This is a genomic window from Bradyrhizobium sp. SZCCHNGR1005, assembly GCF_032489995.1.
GTDB lineage: Bacteria > Pseudomonadota > Alphaproteobacteria > Rhizobiales > Xanthobacteraceae > Bradyrhizobium.
Genome location: NZ_JAUEZC010000017.1, coordinates 13,571 through 31,713, shown reverse-complemented (window position 1 = coordinate 31,713; position 18,143 = coordinate 13,571). Strand labels below are relative to the sequence as shown.

Below are 18,143 nucleotides of genomic sequence, written 5' to 3'. Positions count from 1 at the left end.
TGGCAGCTGTCGCAGCGCGCCGTCGACACCGACGCATGGTTCATCGTGTAGGTGGCGAAGCTCGCCGCGGTGTTCGTGTGGCAGTTCGAGCACTGCACGCCCGTCACCGGGATGTGCGGTGGCGTCGTCATGCCCATCGCCGTCGAACCGTTGTGGCAGGTCGCGCAGTTGGTGTCGGTCGCCCTGTGCTGGAATGTGGCACCGGCAAAGCTGGACGTGTTCGTATGACAGGATTCGCAGGGAAGCGCTGTCGGCACGTGTCCGCTCGACTTGCCGCGGGCAACCGTACCGTTGTGACAATTGGCGCAACCGGCGACGATGCCGGTGTGATCCATCCTCATCGCAACGCGGAAGCTGGCGGTGGTCCGGTGGCACGTGTCGCAGGGGGCCGTGGTCGTGATGTGATTTTTCGGCTTACCACGGGCCATCAGACCGTTGTGACAGGCGGCGCACGGCGCCTTCGCCTGTGTGTGATCGATGACTCGTATGTCCTTCCAGGTCGAGGTCTGGTGGCAGCTTTCGCAGCGCGTGGTGGTCTTGGGATGATTCACCGACATGCCCGCGGTCTGCGCGCCGTTGTGACAGCTCGCGCACTGCGTCGGCGTGCCTTTGAACCGCCCACCGACATGGCACGATGAGCATTCCACCGCGCGGTGACTGCCGGTCAGCGGAAATCCAGTGGAGAAATGGTCGAACGATCCCTGCCCCACGGCCGGGTCGAGTGCTGCGAACGCGAACAGGATCGCAGCGATCGCGCACCACAGTGCGGTGCGCGATTGACGCGCGAGCGGCCTAACAATGCGGTACGTGCACTCCACCCCAGTCTCCAAACTTCCCGACCACAAGATTCGGAGCTGCGCGATGCGGTCGTCTGACCGTCAGGCAAAGCGGATCCATCAGGCAAAACCGCCCGGCGGTCGCCTCTCGGAATTCCATCAAAGCTGTCACGCATGTCCGATTTGGCGAGATGGTTTCAGATCCCCATCCACTCGCCCTTCAGATAGCCACGCACTCCTTCGCTTCATCTCTGCGGCAACGCACGCGACCCCATGCGCGGTCGTCAGCCGTAGTAGTCGTTACGGTGCGAATACACCGAACCGCAGCTTGAGAAAGAGGCTTCAAGCTGGCCCAAAAATTGACCAAGCTGAATTCAAACTGAACGGCCACGCGAACTTCCGCGCACTGCTCGCGAGACGCCTGCTCGCGCATGGCGAGGCGTCCGGAACGGGCCTGATTTTGCTCATGAAAAGCCAGGACAAGCGTGCGCCTGAGCGCACGCTTTCACGATCGCCTCACAAGGCGATCGCCTTACAGAGTGATCGCGTTACAGACGAACCGGACTGATCCGCAGCGGCGTTCGATCCGACTCAGTTTCTGATCTGAACGTTGCGCCACCCGGTCGCGACATGACAGCGCTCGCAGCTCTGTCCAAAGGTACCATTGTGCACGTCTGAGCCGCGGTGACAGCTGTAGCAGTCCATCGGCAGCTTCAGATTCGGTGGAGCTTTCGCCTTGTGGCAGGACTCGCATGTGATCTTCTGATGCTGCCCTACGAGCGGAAAGCGCGTCTGTTGCGCATGATCGAATCGCCACAAGGACCAGCCGTTCGGGTTGTGGCAGCTCGCGCATCGCCCTCCGAGCCGCCCCTGGTGGAAATCCTTGTGACAGCTTTCGCAAGCGGTGGGCGTGTTCTTGTAAGTCTGGGAGCGGTGGCACTCCTCGCACGGGACCGATTTGTGCAGGCCGATCAAGGGAAACCGGGTGAGCTCGTGGTCGAACGAAAGATTCTTCCGCCAGCCCGTGTCGTTGTGGCACCTCTCACAGCGCTCCCCCAGCTTCCCCTGGTGCGGGTCCTGCTTCCGATGACATGAGACGCAGGAGGTGGCGAGCTTGTCGCGGTAGAGATCGCCCGTATGGCAGCTCTCGCACTTCACCTTGGCATGTGCGTTGCGCAGCGGAAACTTGGTCTTGTCGTGATTGAAGTGGGTGGTTTTCCACTTGTCCTGGTCGTGACAGGTCTCGCATTTCTCGCCAAAGCGGCCGGCATGGACATCCTGGAGCCGATGACAGGATACGCAAGACGTCGGCAGATCCTTGTATTGCTGGCTCGAATGACAGGTGGCGCAAGCGACCGACTTGTGGGCACCGACAAGCGGGAACTTCGTTTTTGCGTGATCGAAGGTCTTGGTGTCGCGCCATTTCACGACGACATGGCAATTCTCGCAACGCTCGCCAAGCCGCCCGTGATGAGGGTCGATCGTCTTGTGGCAGTCAAAGCAGGTCGAGGGCGTGTCGCGAAACTTGACTTTCGCGACATGACATCCGGCGCACGGAACGTTCTTGTGTGCATCGACCAGCCGGTAATTGGTAAAATCGTGGTTGAAGGTTTCCTTGTCGAGCTGAACGATGTCGGTGTCGCGCCCCTTGTGGTCGGTGTGACACTGCCGGCACTCCTGGCTGAGCGCCCCCTGCTCGCGTCCATGCAGCCGCACGTGGTCCTTGCGATCGGCGGCGATTTCCTTATGGCAATCAAGGCAGAGGCCGGTCTGCGCCTTGCGCGTGAACGCTTCGTGACACTTGCCGCACTCGGTTTCGAACTTGGCGTGCTTGCCGGCCAGCGGTCCCGGCATAACCAACTTTTCCAGGACCGTCTGGGCTCGGGCCCCGGCGGCCGCAAGACCGATTGCGACGATCGCAAGTGCTGCAAGGCGCCATCTCATCACGCAACTCCGTCAATAATGATGGACCGCCCACACATGCACGATGCCGGCAAGCAACATCAGGAAAAACAACGGCAGATGAAAGATGTGCCAGAGCGAAAACAGCCGCTCGAAGAACGTCAGCTCCGCCGCTTTTCGAACCGCTGCAGCATAACGCCGCACCACATTTTCAATCCGCTTCTGGCGCCTTCGCCGCTCCGACCATGACCAGCGCGCTCCTTTGGCTTCGGCGCGAACGAGCCGTCGTGCTTCCGTCACCACGTCGTGCCGAAATCGCCTGGTGCGCGCGGTAATGATCGCGCCTGTGCGCAGGCTGCCGAGCGCAGTTCGCGGTACCTTGTTCTCGAGGCCCTTGCTGAACGCGCTTAGCTGCTGCGACACAAAGGCCGCAGCCTTCATGTCCTGGCCGAGGTCCGCTCTCATCGCCTCGGCTTCCGCCAACAGCTCCTTCACATGCGCCTTCCTGCCGTGAAGCCCCAAATGGATCTTGCCGTAGATGTATCTGCCGATGACGCCGCTGATGGCGACGATCAGCATCGCGAAAAATGCCACGTTGCTGTTGAGCGCCCCGAGTTTGAAATTTGCATGAAATAGAATCAGGACGGGCCCGAAGATGCCGAGCAGCATGTGGGTTCGGAACCAAAATGGGATCGACCCGATCAGGCGCATCGACTTGAACCGCTTGCGCAGCGAGTAGACCAGCAGCGATAACATCGCCAAGCTGCCGTAGATGCCGAGCCAGTACCCGGTACCGGAATCGGGCGTCACATATTCCTCATCCCTCTGCAACCATCCAACGCCCACCGCACAACAGACGATCACGGTCAGCAGAATCGGCACTATTTGTCGAAGCGGGTTGCCGCCCGTACGCGCCCTCGTCGCCCCGCTCATCCTGCGAAGCCCCGCGCCAGGTCGAATGCACTGCTCACGACATGCGACAATTCGTCGCCTGCTAATCGAGGTTCTACCGGGCCGACGAAGCCAGCCGATTGTGCACTGATGATTGCTCTATTAGGTGACGCCGTTGTCATTGAGCTGAGCCTTATTTCCGCCAGCCGCTACTGATTAACGATCGCGGCTGGTCATGCGCGCACGTGTAGTGATCATTCTGGAATTTCTGTGTCGGGAGCTGTTGAGAAGAACTTGCATCTAGCGCCTGTGCCGAGAAGCAACGTTCGGCATCCGTGCGCGGCAATGACTTCCTCTGCTCCTGTCAGTCCGGATATCTGCTGACGCGCGATGACCCGCAGAACAACAATGTGAGTGCGAGAGAGGACATGGCGCTGGATCTGCTCGTCGTCTACGCCGCTCCGATGGTCGGCGTCTGGGCCGCTTACGTCGCAGCGCGCAAACATCGCGAATTCAAGAGCGTGGCAAAGCTCTCAGCCGCCAAGGAGGCTGGACTGCTCGAACCGGCATCGCTTCATCCGATCATCGATCCGGCATTGTGCATCGGTTGCGGTTCGTGCGTCAGAGCCTGTCCCGAAGGCGATATTCTCGGCCTGATCGGCGGCAAGGCCTCGCTGGTGGAGCCTTCGCATTGTATCGGGCATGGTGCCTGCAAGGCGGTATGTCCGGTGAACGCCATCACCCTTGTCTTTGGCACGGAAACGCGCGGCATCGACATCCCCAATGTCAATGAGCAGTTCCAGACCAACGTGCCGGGCATCTTCATTGCCGGAGAGCTTGGCGGGATGGGGCTGGTCCGCAATGCCATTGAGCAAGGACGTCAAGCGATCGATTCCGTTCGCAAGATGAAGGATCTCGGCAAGCCCGACATGCTCGACGTGGTGATCGTCGGGTGCGGTCCGGCCGGACTATCGGCGAGTCTCGCGGCAATGCATCACAAGCTCCGCTTCGTCACGCTGGAACAGGACTCGCTCGGAGGTACGGTCGCTCATTTCCCGCGCGGCAAGCTCGTGATGACCGCCCCCTTCACACTGCCGCTGGCCGGCAAGTTCAACTTCCGAGAGCTGAGCAAGGAGCAACTGATCAGCTTCTTCATGAGCATTGTGAACAAAACGAAGCTCAAGGTGAATATCGGCGAACGGGTCGATGCCGTCATCCAGCTCAACAACGGCTTTGAGGTGAAGACCGACCGCAACAGCTACAAGACGCGCGCGATTCTCCTGGCGATCGGTCGGCGAGGAACGCCCCGCAAGCTCGACGTTCCGGGCGAAGAGCAGTCCAAGGTGGTCTATCGCCTGATCGATCCGGAACAATATAAGGGGCGGCACGTGCTGGTCGTCGGCGGTGGCGATGCGGCGCTCGAGGCGGCCTGTTCGGTGGCCGACGAACCCGGCACCACGGTCACTTTGTCGCACCGCAGTGAATCGTTCAATCGCGCCAAGCCGAAGAATCGCGAACGGGTCGAAGCTACAGAACGCGCCGGACGACTCAATGTCGTCCTGAACTCATCGGTGAAGCGGATCGGCGAGCACGATGTCGAAATCGACGCCAAAGGCAAGCTGAGCACGATACCCAACGACGCGATCATCGTCTGTGTCGGCGGCATCCTGCCGACCGCATTTCTCAAAAGCATGGGAATCGAAGTCGAGACCAAGTATGGCACAGCCTAGGCCCGCTCATGTCGCTACCATCCTGATCTGTCTTTTCGGCTACGAAGCCATCCCGCCCCTCGCGCGAGCGGCCAGTCCATCGGAGCTGCGCGACGGCGCGACCGTCACGACGGACGCGTCCTCTGCCGCGAGCCGGGCTGCCGATACGGCGATCCGGGCCGGACGTCCCGCCGAAGCGCTGAAGCTGCTCGAGCCGGCCGCTCTAAGCGGGGATCGCGACGCGCAATATCGCCTTGCCTCGCTCTATCGGTCCGGGCTCGGGACCAGACCTGATGACGGCCTGGCGTTCAAATGGATGAAGCTCAGCGCCGAGAAGGGACACACCAAGGCGCAATATAACCTTGCGTCGATGTATCTCGCCGGACGAGGAACGTCGACCGATGTCGAGAAGGCCCGCGAGTGGCTGCGCCGGTCCGCGGCGGCCGGCTACGAACCTGCCGGGCGGCTGCTGACCGAGGTCGCAAGCCGCAACCCTGCGGCTGCCCAGAAGCGTCCCGATGCCACCGTTCGCACTGTCGAACGCGTGGCAGCCAATCCGAAACTCGACGCCCAAGCCGCGTCGAGAAATGGTCAGCCCGATATCATCGATGCAGCCCTGCGCGGCCAGATCGCGCCAATGCGTCAGCTGATCGCAGCGAAGGCCGACGTCAACGCAACGAACGACGAAGGCGACACGCCGTTGGCGATTGCCGCAGCCGCCGGCCAGGTCAAACTCGCCGAACTCCTGCTCTCGTCAGGCGCCAACCCCAACGTCCGTAACCGGCACGGCGATACGCCGCTGATGCTGGCGGCAGACAAGGGCTACGCCGATATGGTCAAATTGCTATTGACTAAATCAGCCGACGCATCCGCGACCAGGGCAGACGGCTCGACCGCGCTCGCAATAGCCGTCAGCCGCTGCAAGGCCGAGACGATCGCTCCGCTTCTTGAACATGCGGGTGGCCTGCCGGTCCTCGAAGACGGCCGGACGCCGCTGATGGTCGCCGTTGCGTCTTGCGCCAACGAGGCGATCGCGCCACAGCTCGTCCAGCGGTCTGCGGTTGATACGACCGACAAGCAGGGCCGGACCGCGCTCTGGTACGCGGCGGATCATGGCAACGTCCGAGCGCTCGACCAGCTGATCCGCGCCGGCGCTGAGGTTGGCCGAGCCGATGCCGACGGAATGACACCACTGCTGAAAGCTCTGGAGAACGGCGGAGCTGCGGCCGCCCTTGTTCTACTCGAGGGCGGCGCCGATCCGAAGGCTCCGACCAAGAGCGGCAACACCCCCCTGATCCTGGCGGCGCGTGCCGGACTGACCGATGTCGTCCGGACACTCTTGCAGCGCAAGGTCGATATCAACACTCGCAACGCACAAGGGATGAGCGCGCTGATGATGGCGGCCCATGAAGGTCACGGCGAGATCGCGCAAAACCTGCTTGCCGCCGGCGCCGACAAGTCCTTGAAAAACAAACGGCGAGAACGAGCGAGCGACATCGCCACGATCGGCGGCCACGGCGAAATCGCCAAGCTGCTCGAATAGCGGCCACGCTCACTTCATCTCGGACACACGACGAGATCGCTTCCTGCAACTGCGACGCAACGACGCAGCTGCAGCTGCCACTTATTCTGTCGTCCGCACGCAAGCGAGCATTCGTCAGTGAAATACGGTGTGAGCGTCGCGCCGTTCTCCTCGCTGAGAATGAGTTGCAAATAGCGACCAACCGCAATCTGACGAACATCATGTTTCCGTACGATTGATGCCCCATTCGGCGCATTGAGTGCGCCGCATCACGGACACTTGATAGTCCGTCGCAGGAATAGACGCGTCCAACGGGGGACAAGATGACAGCTGAAGCCGGATCCTTTGCTCTCATTCTGGCGCTCCTCATCTCGCTCGTGCAGTCGGTCGTGCCATTCGTCGCACTGAGGCGCCAGGAGCCGACGATTGCCGCCTTCATCCGCCAAGCAGCCCTCGGCCAGTTTCTGTTCATCGCTATCGCGTTTGCGTGCCTCACCTCGCTGTTTGTGCATTCGGACTTCTCAGTCCAGGTCGTGGCCGCCAACTCGCATACGCTCAAGCCGCTTCTCTACAAGGTCTCCGGCGTCTGGGGGAATCACGAGGGCTCCATGCTGTTGTGGGTCCTCATTCTCTCGTTGTTTGGCGCTGCGGTCGCGTTGTTCGGCACGAATCTTCCCGATGGACTGCAAAGCAAGGTGCTGGGCGTTCACGGGATGATCGGCCTCGGATTCCTGAGCTTCGTTGTCTGGACTTCGAACCCGTTCACCCGGCTCGTCGATCCTCCGCTCGAAGGCAATGGATTAAATCCAATCCTTCAAGATCCCGGCCTCGCGATCCATCCGCCGTTTCTTTATCTCGGCTACGTCGGCTTCTCGATGGCGTTCTCGTTCTCGGTCGCAGCGCTGATCGAGGGCAAGGTCGATGCGAGCTGGGCGCGGTGGGTCCGCCCCTGGGTGCTCGCTGCATGGTGTTTCCTGACGATCGGGATCACGCTCGGCAGCGCCTGGGCCTACTACACGCTGGGCTGGGGCGGCTGGTGGTTCTGGGACCCGGTGGAGAACGCCTCCTTCATGCCGTGGCTCGCCGGCACTGCGCTGCTCCATTCCGCCTTGGTGGTCGAGCGTCGGAATGCGCTTCTGAGCTGGACGATCCTGCTCGGGATCCTGACATTTTCGCTCAGCCTGATCGGCACGTTCCTGGTCCGCTCCGGTGTGCTCACCAGTGTTCATGCCTTCGCGCAGGATCCCGCCCGCGGTGCATTCATCCTTGCCATGATCCTGGTTGCAACGGGCGGCGCATTGACCCTGTTTGCGATCCGGGCGCCCACGCTGAAGCATGGCGCGCTATTTGGCGCGGTAAGCCGCGAGAGCGGACTCGTGCTCAACAATGTGGTGCTCACCACCGCTGCAGCGACGGTCTTTCTCGGCACCTTCTATCCGCTCGTGGTCGACATGATCGGAAAAGACAAGATTTCCGTTGGACCGCCCTATTACAACATGACCTTCGTTCCCATCATGGTGCCGCTTCTGCTGGCCATGACGGTTGGTCCTGTCCTGCGATGGAAGCGTGACGCCCTCGTTGATGCGCTTCGGCGGCTCAAGACCGCTGCGGGCCTGGCTGCGCTGGTCTTCCTCGGGGTTCTCGTCGCGACGTTCGGGCGCCACTTCCTGGTTGCGTTCTTCCTGGGCGTGTCCGCGTGGCTCATCGTCGGCTCGTTGATGGTGCTGGCTCACCGCATACGCCTCGGCACGTCGACGCCGCTGGCAAGGACACTCAACCTTGCGGCGACGACGCCGCTCGCCGTCTATGGCCTGGTGCTTGCCCATGCCGGCATGGGTGTGACGGTTGCGGGCATCACCGGAATGACGGCATGGGCCGGTGAGAAGATCGAAATGCTAAGGCCCGGCCAAAGCCTGCAGCTTGCCGGCTATGATGTCCGGCTACGTTCGGTCGGAAAGGTACCGGGCCCCAACTACGAGGCCGAACGCGGGGTCTTCGAGATCACGCGCAATGGCAAGCCGTTCACGCAGCTGTTCAGCGAGCGTCGCTTCTATCCGGTTCGCCAACAGCTTACGACCGCCGCCGGCATCCGCACCAATCTGCTTTGGAACGTCTATGTGACCCTCGGCGATCCCGACGACAAAGGCTCCTGGGCAGTCCGTTTCTACTATCACCCCTTGATGCCGCTGGTCTGGATCGGAGCGCTGATGATGGCGTGTGGCGGCTTTGTTTCACTCGCCGACCGCCGGTTTCGCGTCGGCGCGCCGCGACGTGCCGCACAGGCCATACCAGCTGCTATCCCCGCCGAGTAGGACAACCGATGCTGCGCCTTTCCTATCTCGCTCCCCTGCTCGCCTTCCTGGGGCTCGCCGCCGGACTTGCCTTCAGCCTGTCCAACGATCCCCGCAGGATGCCGTCGACGCTGATCGACAAGCCGACACCCGCCTTCAGCATGGCTTCGCTGGACGGCAAGGACGGCGGGTTTTCCAGCACGGATCTGAAGGGCGGCGTCATGTTGCTCAACGTGTTCGCGTCCTGGTGCCCTGGATGCCGCGTCGAGCACCCCATGCTGCTGAAGCTGGCCGAGACTTCGGGAATTCCGATCTATGGACTGAACTGGAAAGATATGCGCAGCGACGGCGCGCGCTGGCTCGCGCGACACGGGAGCCCCTATGCCCGCGTCGGCACGGACGAGTCTGGCCGGATCGGCATCGATTTCGGCGTCACCGGGGTTCCCGAGACTTTCGTGATCGACCGCACCGGCCGGATCCGCTTTCGCTATCCCGGTCCTTTGACCGAGGAGGTCTGGCACGACGAATTCGAGCCGTTGCTCAAAGCATTGCGGAGCGAGTCATGACCCAGCCAAGGCTCAGCCGACTGGCATTGTTCGTCGCCCTGCTCGTGTCGACCGTCGTGGTGCCGCCGTCCCGTGCGGTGTTGCCTGACGAGATGCTCAAAGACGAAAAGCTGGAAGGCCGCGCACGCGTCCTTAGCCAGGAGCTGCGTTGCGTCGTGTGCCAGAACCAGAGCATCGACGATTCGAATGCGCCCTTGGCGCACGACCTTCGCGTGCTACTGCGAGACCGCCTGCAGGCCGGGGACAACGATCGGCAGGCCGTGGACTTCATTGTCGCCCGCTATGGCAATTTCGTCCTGCTCAAGCCACCTCTGCAGTGGAACACGATCTTGCTTTGGCTCGGACCGTTCTTGGCCCTGCTCGTGGCTGTCATCGGCTTTGGCCGCTATGTCCGCCGTGCTGCGGCCAATGCGCGCGATGCAGTGCAGGCTCCTCCACTCAATGCTGACGAACTCAAAACGATCGACGCAATCCTCGACCGACGGAGCTCCGTATGATTCTGTGGCTGATGTTGACGGCAATGATTGCTGCCGCTGCCGTCCTGATATCGACCCCATTCATCCGCCGATTTGAGCGGGCGCAGTTGGCCTCGGCTCAGGGGCTCGCCGTGTACCGCGACCAGCTCAAGGAAATCGAGGGTGAAGCGGCACGCGGTCTGATCGACAAGACCGAGGCAGAGGGTGCGACGCTCGAGATCAAACGGCGTATCCTCACGGCCGATCGTGTTGACGAGGCAGAGGCAACTCCACTCAGTTCCTCCGAACGGAAGTTTGCGCTCACGGTCGTCACCGGCATCGTGGTCTTCGGCTCCATTCTGCTCTATGCGGTGATCGGAAGTCCGGACGTCCCCTCCGCATCGCCGGGACAAGCGAGCAACGTACCGGCTCCAGGAGCGACGGCTGACGCCCGCCCCATCGCGACCACCCAAGGCGTGGCGTCGTCGCAACCTTCGGCCGCCCAGGATTCGCAAGGCCGCACGTCACAGCAAGCCGGATTGCCTCCGGTGGAGGAGATGATCCAGCGTGTGCAGACGCGGCTCGATCGCAATCCGAAGGATGTCGAGGGGTGGCGGCTGCTCGGCTGGTCTCTCTTCAATATCGAACGCTTTGCGGATGCGGCTCAGGCCTACTCTCGCGCAATCGAGCTGCGCCCCGACTCCGCCGAGTACCACAGTGCGCGTGGAGAAGCACTGGTGCGAGCGGCCGACGGCACCGTCAAGGCCGAGGCCAAGAAGGAGCTGGACGAAGCGCTGAGGCTTGATCCCAAGGACTCACGCGCGCGCTTCTTCAACGGCCTTGCCAAAGAACAGGACGGCAACAAGGAAGGGGCGATCGCCGATTGGAAGGCGATCATATTGGATGCCGATCCGAACGAGCCGTGGCTGCCGGACCTCAAGCGGCGGCTGGCCGAACTCGGAGGCGAGCAAGCTCCAGCCTCAAGCGGCCCGAACCTCTCCTCCGAACGCATGCAGGAGTTGCTCCGTTCCGACAAGGCCAAGTCCTCGACCGAGACCGCGGCTCCAAGAGGGCCGACCCAGGACGACGTCCGCGCCGCGCAAGGCATGTCGCCGCAGGATCGCAGTGCGATGATCCGGGGCATGGTCGACAATCTTGCCAGCCGGCTCGAACAATCACCGCGCGATGCGGAAGGCTGGATCAAGCTGATCCGCTCGCGGGTCGTGCTGGGTGAGACTGAACTTGCCCGCCAGTCGCTGCAGCGGGCGCTATCCGTCTTTGCCGACGATAGCGAGGAACGAACCCGTATTGCGGACGCTGCGAAGCAGCTCGGCGTCGACCCGTAGCGAGTACGAAGGGCGTAATCACGCAGCGTGACGAGGCAGATCCATAGTGGGCGATCGGGGTGGCTACCATTCGTATCTTGCTGATAGAGGACGAGGCTGTTTACGCCGACCGGATCAGGGAAAGCCTGAGTGAAGCCGGATTCGAAGCAGATCTCGCGACAGACGGTAACGAGGGGTGGATGCTCGGCAACACTCAGAGCTATGATGCCGCCGTCCTGGATATTGGCTTGCCCCGCATCTCCGGTCTCGACGTGCTGCAGCGCTGGCGGCACGCGGGGCGGACACTGCCTGTCCTGATCCTCTCCGCCCGCAGCGGCTGGATGGAGCGCGTCAACGGCCTCAATGCCGGCGCGGATGACTATCTGGAAAAGCCGTTCAAGGCCCAGGAGCTTGTCGCCCGGATCAACTCGCTGCTCCGTCGCGCGTCCAGCAAGCCCGATGCGGTGCTCCGTCAGCGCCAGATCGAGGTGAATGCTGCTGCCGGCCTCGTCAGCAAGGGCGGCGAGACAGTCAGCCTGAGTCCGCTCGAACTACGTATTCTTGAATTCCTGATGCGCCGCCCCGACCGCATCGTGTCCCAGCCCGAGCTGTTGGAGCATATTTATTCGGGGAACAATTCTCGCGACTCGAATACACTCGAAGTCTATATCGCCCGGCTCAGGAAGAAACTCGGGCGCGACTGCATTCGCACGATCAGAGGCATGGGATATCGCATCGGATAGACCAATGTTCGGCCGCAACTTCCGTGCTCGCATGATCGCTGGTGCGGCGATCTGGATTTCGCTCGTCTTGTTCGTCAGTGGGCTCGGCCTCTCGGCAGTCTTCCGCCGCGTCGTCGAAGCACAGTTCGATCACGACCTTCTGGATCATGCCCGCGAACTCATCGGCCTCGTGGGCATCGATTCCGAGCTGAAGCCCTTTATCGCACGCGACCTCAGCGACCCCAGATTCTCGCCTCCCCAGTCTGGCCTCTATTGGCAGGTCCTCCTGCCGAATGGCGCCACGATCCGTTCGCCGTCATTGCAGGATACGCTGTCTCTTCCGTCCGGTCCTGAAGAGGACCGCCCGCGATCGGTGGCTCCTCCGATCAGCGTCGCGGGACCGACCGGGCCGATGCGCATGGTTCGGAACATCACCCGCCCGCCCCATCTGGACCAAGCGATCGACATTCGTGTCGGTGCTGACGAGCGGCTGATCAGCGACGAGATGAAGCAATTGAACCTCACTCTCGCCACCGCGCTGGGCCTCATGGCGTTCGCAATGGTTGGTACCGCTTACGCCCAGGTTGCTTATGGCCTGCGGCCGCTCGCGCGCATACGCAGCGACCTCGCCGCGGTCAGGACCGGTAAGATCAGCCGGCTGCCCGAGGACCTGCCGGACGAAATCATGCCGCTGGTCACCGAGCTGAACGGAATGATCACTGCAAATCTCAGCATGGTCGAACGCGCCCGTGTCCTGGCGGGGAATTTTGCTCATGCGTTGAAGACGCCACTGGCCATTCTCAACGAAGAGGCGAAGGATCTCAAGGCATCCGGCAACGAGCAGATGGCAAAGATCCTGTTGGAGCAATGCTCGCGGATGGCCCTGCTGATCGACTACCAGACGGCGCGCGCACGCGCGTCAGCATCGACCAATGCCGGCGCCAGCGCGGTTCTGTCCGATATCCTGCAGACGCTGATCTGCACCTATTCGCGATTTGGTTCAGGGCGCGACAAGCGGTTTCAGGTCGAAGGGCGTGCCGACATCGTGGTGGGCTGCGATCCGAATGACCTGATCGAGCTGATCGGGAACTTGCTCGACAACGCCGCGAAATGGGCGCGGCAGCACGTCGTCGTTTCAGTCTCCGACCTCGGGAGCACTGTTCTGATCTCGGTGGAGGACGATGGCCCCGGCATCCCCAAAGAGCACCGAACGCGCATCTTCGACGTCGGCGTGAGGCTGGACGAACAGAAGCCCGGCACGGGGCTCGGGCTTGCAATCGCCCGAGATCTGGCCGCTCTCTATGACGGCCAATTGTGGATCGACGAGTCGCGTCATGGCGGTGCTGCCATGAAGCTGGTTCTCAAGAAGAAAGCGCTCTGAGCTAAGCTCGTTGGGCTGAAAATACGGGCGTCGCGCCGCCCGCCCGCGCGCAACTCGTGCCATTCTCACTCGAAATGCACCGGCTCTGCTGCGGGATAGGCCATGGCGACGAACTCGCAGAAGGCCTGCGCGGCAGGAGACAAGTCGGCATCACTCTTCCAGGCGAGGCCGACATCCATCGTATGAATATCATCATCAAGCGTTTTGAGATCGATCCGATGGCCTTCCAGCGACCATGGGCGATACACCATGTCCGAGAGGATGGTGATGCCCATGCCGGCCGCGACCATGCTGCGCACGGCCTCCATCGACATGGTCCGGAAGATGACGTTGGGAACGTGCGGCGTAGGCCGCCAGTAACGCATGGCCGAGCGTTCGGCCTCGTCGACCGTCAGCATCAAATATGGCTCCGCGGCAAGGTCAGCAAGACGAACCCGCTCCTTCTGGAGCAGCGGATGACCGGCAGGCGCCCACATCCGCCGCGGCGAGCGGAGCAGAAGACGTGAGCGGATCGCCCCCCGGTCATGCAGGTTCGAAACCAGCATGACCGCAACATCGACGCGACCGTTGACGAGGCCGAACTCGATCGCGTCGCGTTCATTTTCGTGAAGGCGGACGGTGATGCTTGGAAATGCGCGCCAGAAGCGCGACAGAAGCGAGGGCATGAAATATCCGGCGACGGTGTAACTAACGGCGACATCGACGGTACCATCGACCTGCCGCCCCCAGCGATGAGGGCTTCGCACCGCGTCCGCAACACAGGCTTCGATCGCCCGGGCGCGTTGCAGGAACAGCTGCCCGTCGAATGTCAGGGTCACGCCGTTCGAGTGCCGGTCGAACAGCTTCTTTCCGAGGTCGGCCTCCAGCAGCTTGATCGACGCAGTAATGGCCGACTGCGTGACATTGAGCGTAGCAGCAGCCGCCGACACCTTGCCGGTTTCGGCCGTCGCGATGAAGTGGCGGACCTGACGGAAGGTCAGAGCCATCAAAAAATCCGATATCAGCGAACAATTTTTCGAGTTTTACAATTGCTTGGTGCGACGCCGAAAATCAAGCCGTTCGCTCGCGGTTCCTGAGAGGCGTCAAGATGGCTTCAGTTCAATTGGACCTGATTGCTCAAAATATCAGCGTCCAATTCGAGGGACTGAAAGCTTTGTCGAACGTCTCGTTGGCGATACCGCGCGGCAGCATCACCGGACTGATCGGCCCGAACGGCGCTGGAAAGACGACGTTGATCAACGTTTTGACGGGCTTCCAGCAGGCAGGTCACGGCACGATCGCGCTCGAAGGCGAAACGATCAAAGGTATTTCAGCTCACAAGCTTCGCCATAAGGGTGTGGCGCGTACCTTTCAGTCAGGCCGACTATTTCGTGAGCTGCCGGTCGTCGATAATCTGGAGGTCACCGGCGTCGGTCTCGGCCTCAGCCGCCGCGAGGCGCTCGCGGAAGCCGAGCACGTCATGGATTGGCTGGGCATTGCGCATCTCGCCAACACCCTCGCGGGAGCACTGCCCTACACCGACGAGCGGCGCGTCGCGATTGGCCGTGCCATCATGTGCAAGCCTCGCTATCTGCTGCTGGATGAGCCGGCGGCAGGCATGTCGGAGCACGAGAGCCATGAGCTGGCGTCGATCATTCGGCGCATTGCCTCAGAATTCGGCATAGGAGTGCTACTGATCGAGCACAATATCGGCTTGGTGCTCGAACTGTGCGAACGCATCTTCGTTCTGGACTCCGGCGAGATCATTGAGGTCGGCCCCCCCGCCCAGATTCGTTCGAGCGACGCGGTCCGGCACGCCTATATGGGCACTCAGCACGATGAGGTGATCCCCGCCCTTGCCGTCGATGGGGCAACCGTCTGATGACGCTGCTCACGGTCGACAATCTCACGGTGCGCTATGGCCGCCTGACCGCGCTGCGCGGCGTCAGCCTTGCCATCGAGGAAGGCGAGATCCTGTTCGTGACCGGGCCCAACGGCGCCGGCAAGTCGACACTGCTGAACGCGATCGCCGGCGTCGTGCCGCCCGCCTCGGGCAGCATCACGTTCGACGGCGCGACCATCACAGCTGCGCCGCCGGAGCAGATCGCGCGGCGCGGCTTCTCCATGGTGCCGGAGGGACGCAATGTCTTCGGCGCGTTGACGATTGAGGAAAATCTGAAAGTCGGCGCCGGCATGCGGTCCGACAAGCACAAGATCGCCGCCGACCTGGAGGCCGTCTACAGCGAATTCCCAATTCTGGCGGACCGCCGCCATGCCGTTGCCGGCATGCTGTCCGGCGGCCAGCAGCAGATGCTCGTCATCGGCCGCGCGCTGATGACGTCGCCCCGCCTGATCGCCATCGACGAGCCGTCGCTTGGCCTCGCGCCCAAGATCATCGATCAGGTCTACGAAATCCTGGCGCGGCTGCGCGCGCAACGGAGGCTCACGCTGCTGATCGTCGAGCAGAGCTCGACCCGCGCCATGATGACCGGCGGACGGATGATCCTGATGCGCGGCGGCCGCATCGTCCTCGAAGGGCCGGCCAGCGAGATGGTCAAGGATGAGCGCCTGAAGCAGGCCTATTTCGGGTTCGGAGACCATTGAGCATGACGGAGCTGCTGCAGATCGTGTTCGATGCGCTGAGCCTCGGCAGCCTCTACGCGCTCGGTGCGCTGGGGATCGCGCTCATCTTCGGCGTGATGCGGCTGGTCAACTTCGCTCATGGCGATTTCATCGCTTCTTGCGTGTTCGCAATGCTGTGGCCATCGACCAGTGCAGCCGCTATCGTGTTTGCCGGTAACCTGCCCTTTTATCTGCTGGTGCCGCTGCTCCTCATCATCGGCGCCGGCTTGTCGGTATTGTCGGAAGTGATCGTATTCCGTCGCTTCCGCAACGCCAATCCGGCCACGATGATGATCGCGTCCTTCGCGCTCGGCTTCGCCATCCGCAACTTCCTGCTGATGCTGTATTCCAGCCGCCCGAAGTCGATCACGCTGTGGCCGACGCTCGGCCTGCCGGTCGAGGTGCTCGGTGCCCGCATTCCGATGCTTCAGGTGGTCACGATCGTCGTCACGCTGACCGTTCTCGCCGCCTTGACGCTGTTCCTGAAGCGAACGCGCTATGGCCTCGAAATGCGCGCCGCAGCCGAGAACTTCACCATGGCCCGGATGCTCGGTGTCCGCGCCAACGCGGTCATCCTGTTCGCCTTCGCCATCAGCGGCATGCTTGCGGCTGCGATCGGGCTGATCCTGGCGACCAATTCCGGGACGGCCGATATCAATATGGGCGCCAATGTCATGCTGATCGCCTTCATCGCCACCGTCATCGGCGGTCTGGGCAGCGTGCCGGGCGCGGTCGCTGCCGGCTTCCTGATCGGCGCGGCCAGCGTCGTGTTCCAGGCTACGCTGCCGCACGACGCCCGCGTCTTCCGCGACGCCTTCGTCTATGGCGCGGTCATCGTGGTTCTGCTGGTGCGCCCGCAAGGGCTGTTCGCACCGAAATCCGCCAAGCAGAGGGTCTGAACCATGTCGCAGCGGCCTTCAGTCCTATGGCGGACCATCGCGACGCCGGTCATCCTCGCCGTGCTGCTGCTCGTGATTGCGGCTCTCAGCTATCAGTTCGGCAGCCGCGCCTTCAACCGCACCATCGTCGAGATGTTCATCAACATCATGGTGGTCGTCGGCCTCTATGTCTTCATCGGCAATTCCGGCCTCTTGTCGTTCGGCCATATCAGCTTCATGTGCCTCGGCGCCTATATGACGGCGTGGCTGACCATCCCGCCGGTGATGAAATCGATCACGCTCAAGGGCCTGCCGACATGGCTGCTGCACGCCAAGCTATCGATGTGGCTGGCGACCCCGATCTCCGGCCTGTTCGTGGCGCTGTTCGCCCTGGTCGTCGGGCGCGTCATCATGCGGCTATCGGGAATCGCCGCATCGATTGCCACCTTCGGCCTGCTCGGCGTCGTCAACAACGTCTATTCGAACTGGGACTCGGTCACCGGCGGGCAAGGCTCGATCATCGGCATCCCGCCGACCATGAACGTCTGGAACGGCTGGCTCGGCGCCACCGTCGCCATCGCGATCGCGTATCTGTTTGCGATCTCCCGCTCGGGCCTGGCCCTGCGCGCCACCCGCGATGAAGCCGTCGCCGCCAGTGCTTCCGGCATCGACATCGTCCGGGAACGGCTGATCGCCTTCGTCGTCAGCGCCTTCATCATCGGCCTTGCGGGGGCGCTCTACGCGCACTTCCTCAGCATCGTCAATCCCGGCGCGTTCTATCTGCGCACCACCTTCATCACCCTGTCGATGCTTGTCGTCGGCGGCATGTACAGCCTCAGCGGCGCCGTGATCGGCGTCGTCGCGATGTCCACATTGATCGAGTTGTTCCGCAACCTCGAAAAGGGCGTCAACCTGGGCGGGCTGACGGTTGCCCTCCCCAATGGCGTTCAGGAGGTCGCGATCGGCGTCATCACCATCGTCATCCTGATGTATCTGCCGACCGGCCTGACCCGCAATCGCGAATTGTCCTGGAGTGGATGGCGGCGGCGGCAAGTGGTGCCGCGCCCGGTCCAGCCCGCGCTTGAAGAGTCTAACTGATACTTTGGTCGAGACAACGGAGGAGA

At 62.2% G+C, this 18,143-nt stretch carries 16 protein-coding genes and 1 pseudogene; 13 read left to right on the top strand and 4 right to left on the bottom strand.

Annotated features, from left to right (window positions below; all coding sequences use genetic code 11):
* Positions 1–818 (bottom strand): annotated as a pseudogene (locus QXZ85_RS33305) (hypothetical protein); the annotation flags it as partial.
* A gap of 286 nt (positions 819–1,104) precedes the next feature.
* Here QXZ85_RS33305 and QXZ85_RS33300 point away from each other — a divergent pair.
* The gene (locus tag QXZ85_RS33300) at positions 1,105–1,344 is read left to right on the top strand and encodes a hypothetical protein (RefSeq protein ID WP_315705935.1); all 240 of its coding nucleotides are present in this window, start codon (positions 1,105–1,107) and stop codon (positions 1,342–1,344) included.
* A gap of 23 nt (positions 1,345–1,367) precedes the next feature.
* Here the strand turns inward: QXZ85_RS33300 and QXZ85_RS33295 are convergent, their stop codons facing one another.
* Positions 1,368–2,720 carry a cytochrome C gene (locus tag QXZ85_RS33295; protein ID WP_315745489.1) on the bottom strand — a complete coding sequence of 451 codons (1,353 nt, stop codon included), beginning with the start codon at positions 2,718–2,720 and terminating at the stop codon, positions 1,368–1,370.
* A 12-nt stretch (positions 2,721–2,732) separates the two neighbouring features.
* A complete protein-coding gene (locus QXZ85_RS33290) occupies positions 2,733–3,560 on the bottom strand; it encodes a pyridine nucleotide-disulfide oxidoreductase (RefSeq protein ID WP_315705933.1) in 828 nt (275 codons plus the stop codon).
* A 437-nt stretch (positions 3,561–3,997) separates the two neighbouring features.
* Here QXZ85_RS33290 and QXZ85_RS33285 point away from each other — a divergent pair, with 437 nt between their 5' ends.
* The 8 genes from QXZ85_RS33285 (at position 3,998) to QXZ85_RS33250 (ending at position 13,540) form a co-directional block, all read left to right on the top strand.
* On the top strand, positions 3,998–5,299 hold the full coding sequence (locus QXZ85_RS33285; protein WP_316175641.1) for an NAD(P)-binding domain-containing protein: 1,302 nt from the start codon (positions 3,998–4,000) through the stop codon (positions 5,297–5,299).
* Entirely contained in the window at positions 5,286–6,821 is a 1,536-nt protein-coding gene (locus QXZ85_RS33280) for an ankyrin repeat domain-containing protein (protein WP_316175642.1), read from the top strand. Before QXZ85_RS33285 ends, QXZ85_RS33280 begins: the two co-directional genes overlap by 14 nt.
* A 302-nt stretch (positions 6,822–7,123) precedes the next feature.
* Positions 7,124–9,112, top strand: a complete 1,989-nt coding sequence (locus QXZ85_RS33275) for a heme lyase CcmF/NrfE family subunit (RefSeq protein ID WP_315705930.1) — start codon at positions 7,124–7,126, stop codon at positions 9,110–9,112.
* A gap of 8 nt (positions 9,113–9,120) precedes the next feature.
* A complete protein-coding gene (locus tag QXZ85_RS33270) occupies positions 9,121–9,657 on the top strand; it encodes a DsbE family thiol:disulfide interchange protein (RefSeq protein WP_315705929.1) in 537 nt (178 codons plus the stop codon).
* Complete coding sequence (locus QXZ85_RS33265) at positions 9,654–10,154, top strand: cytochrome c-type biogenesis protein (protein ID WP_315766716.1); 501 nt, start codon at positions 9,654–9,656, stop codon at positions 10,152–10,154. The genes QXZ85_RS33270 and QXZ85_RS33265 overlap by 4 nt, the downstream gene beginning before the upstream one ends.
* Positions 10,151–11,458 (top strand): c-type cytochrome biogenesis protein CcmI, encoded by a 1,308-nt coding sequence (gene ccmI, locus QXZ85_RS33260; protein WP_316175644.1) that lies wholly within the window; start codon positions 10,151–10,153, stop codon positions 11,456–11,458. The genes QXZ85_RS33265 and ccmI overlap by 4 nt, the downstream gene beginning before the upstream one ends.
* Positions 11,459–11,517: 59 nt before the next feature.
* Complete coding sequence (locus QXZ85_RS33255) at positions 11,518–12,180, top strand: response regulator transcription factor (protein WP_315705926.1); 663 nt, start codon at positions 11,518–11,520, stop codon at positions 12,178–12,180.
* A gap of 4 nt (positions 12,181–12,184) precedes the next feature.
* Positions 12,185–13,540 (top strand): HAMP domain-containing sensor histidine kinase, encoded by a 1,356-nt coding sequence (locus tag QXZ85_RS33250; protein ID WP_315705925.1) that lies wholly within the window; start codon positions 12,185–12,187, stop codon positions 13,538–13,540.
* A gap of 65 nt (positions 13,541–13,605) precedes the next feature.
* On the opposite strand, the gene QXZ85_RS33245 is transcribed toward QXZ85_RS33250, so the two are convergent.
* Positions 13,606–14,526: a LysR substrate-binding domain-containing protein gene (locus tag QXZ85_RS33245; RefSeq protein ID WP_315705924.1), complete on the bottom strand. Its 921-nt coding sequence runs from the start codon at positions 14,524–14,526 to the stop codon at positions 13,606–13,608.
* Positions 14,527–14,642: 116 nt separating this feature from the next.
* Between QXZ85_RS33245 and QXZ85_RS33240 the strand changes: the two genes are divergently transcribed.
* From QXZ85_RS33240 to QXZ85_RS33225, 4 genes are read left to right on the top strand one after another with little or no spacing between them, the layout of a single operon-like run.
* The gene (locus tag QXZ85_RS33240; protein WP_315727954.1) at positions 14,643–15,401 is read left to right on the top strand and encodes an ABC transporter ATP-binding protein; all 759 of its coding nucleotides are present in this window, start codon (positions 14,643–14,645) and stop codon (positions 15,399–15,401) included.
* Positions 15,401–16,123, top strand: a complete 723-nt coding sequence (locus QXZ85_RS33235) for an ABC transporter ATP-binding protein (protein ID WP_315705922.1) — start codon at positions 15,401–15,403, stop codon at positions 16,121–16,123. The genes QXZ85_RS33240 and QXZ85_RS33235 overlap by 1 nt, the downstream gene beginning before the upstream one ends.
* Before the next feature lie 2 nt (positions 16,124–16,125).
* Positions 16,126–17,040: a branched-chain amino acid ABC transporter permease gene (locus QXZ85_RS33230; RefSeq protein ID WP_315705921.1), complete on the top strand. Its 915-nt coding sequence runs from the start codon at positions 16,126–16,128 to the stop codon at positions 17,038–17,040.
* Positions 17,041–17,043: 3 nt separating this feature from the next.
* A complete protein-coding gene (locus QXZ85_RS33225; protein ID WP_316175646.1) occupies positions 17,044–18,117 on the top strand; it encodes a branched-chain amino acid ABC transporter permease in 1,074 nt (357 codons plus the stop codon).
* The last annotated feature ends 26 nt before the right edge of the window (positions 18,118–18,143 follow it).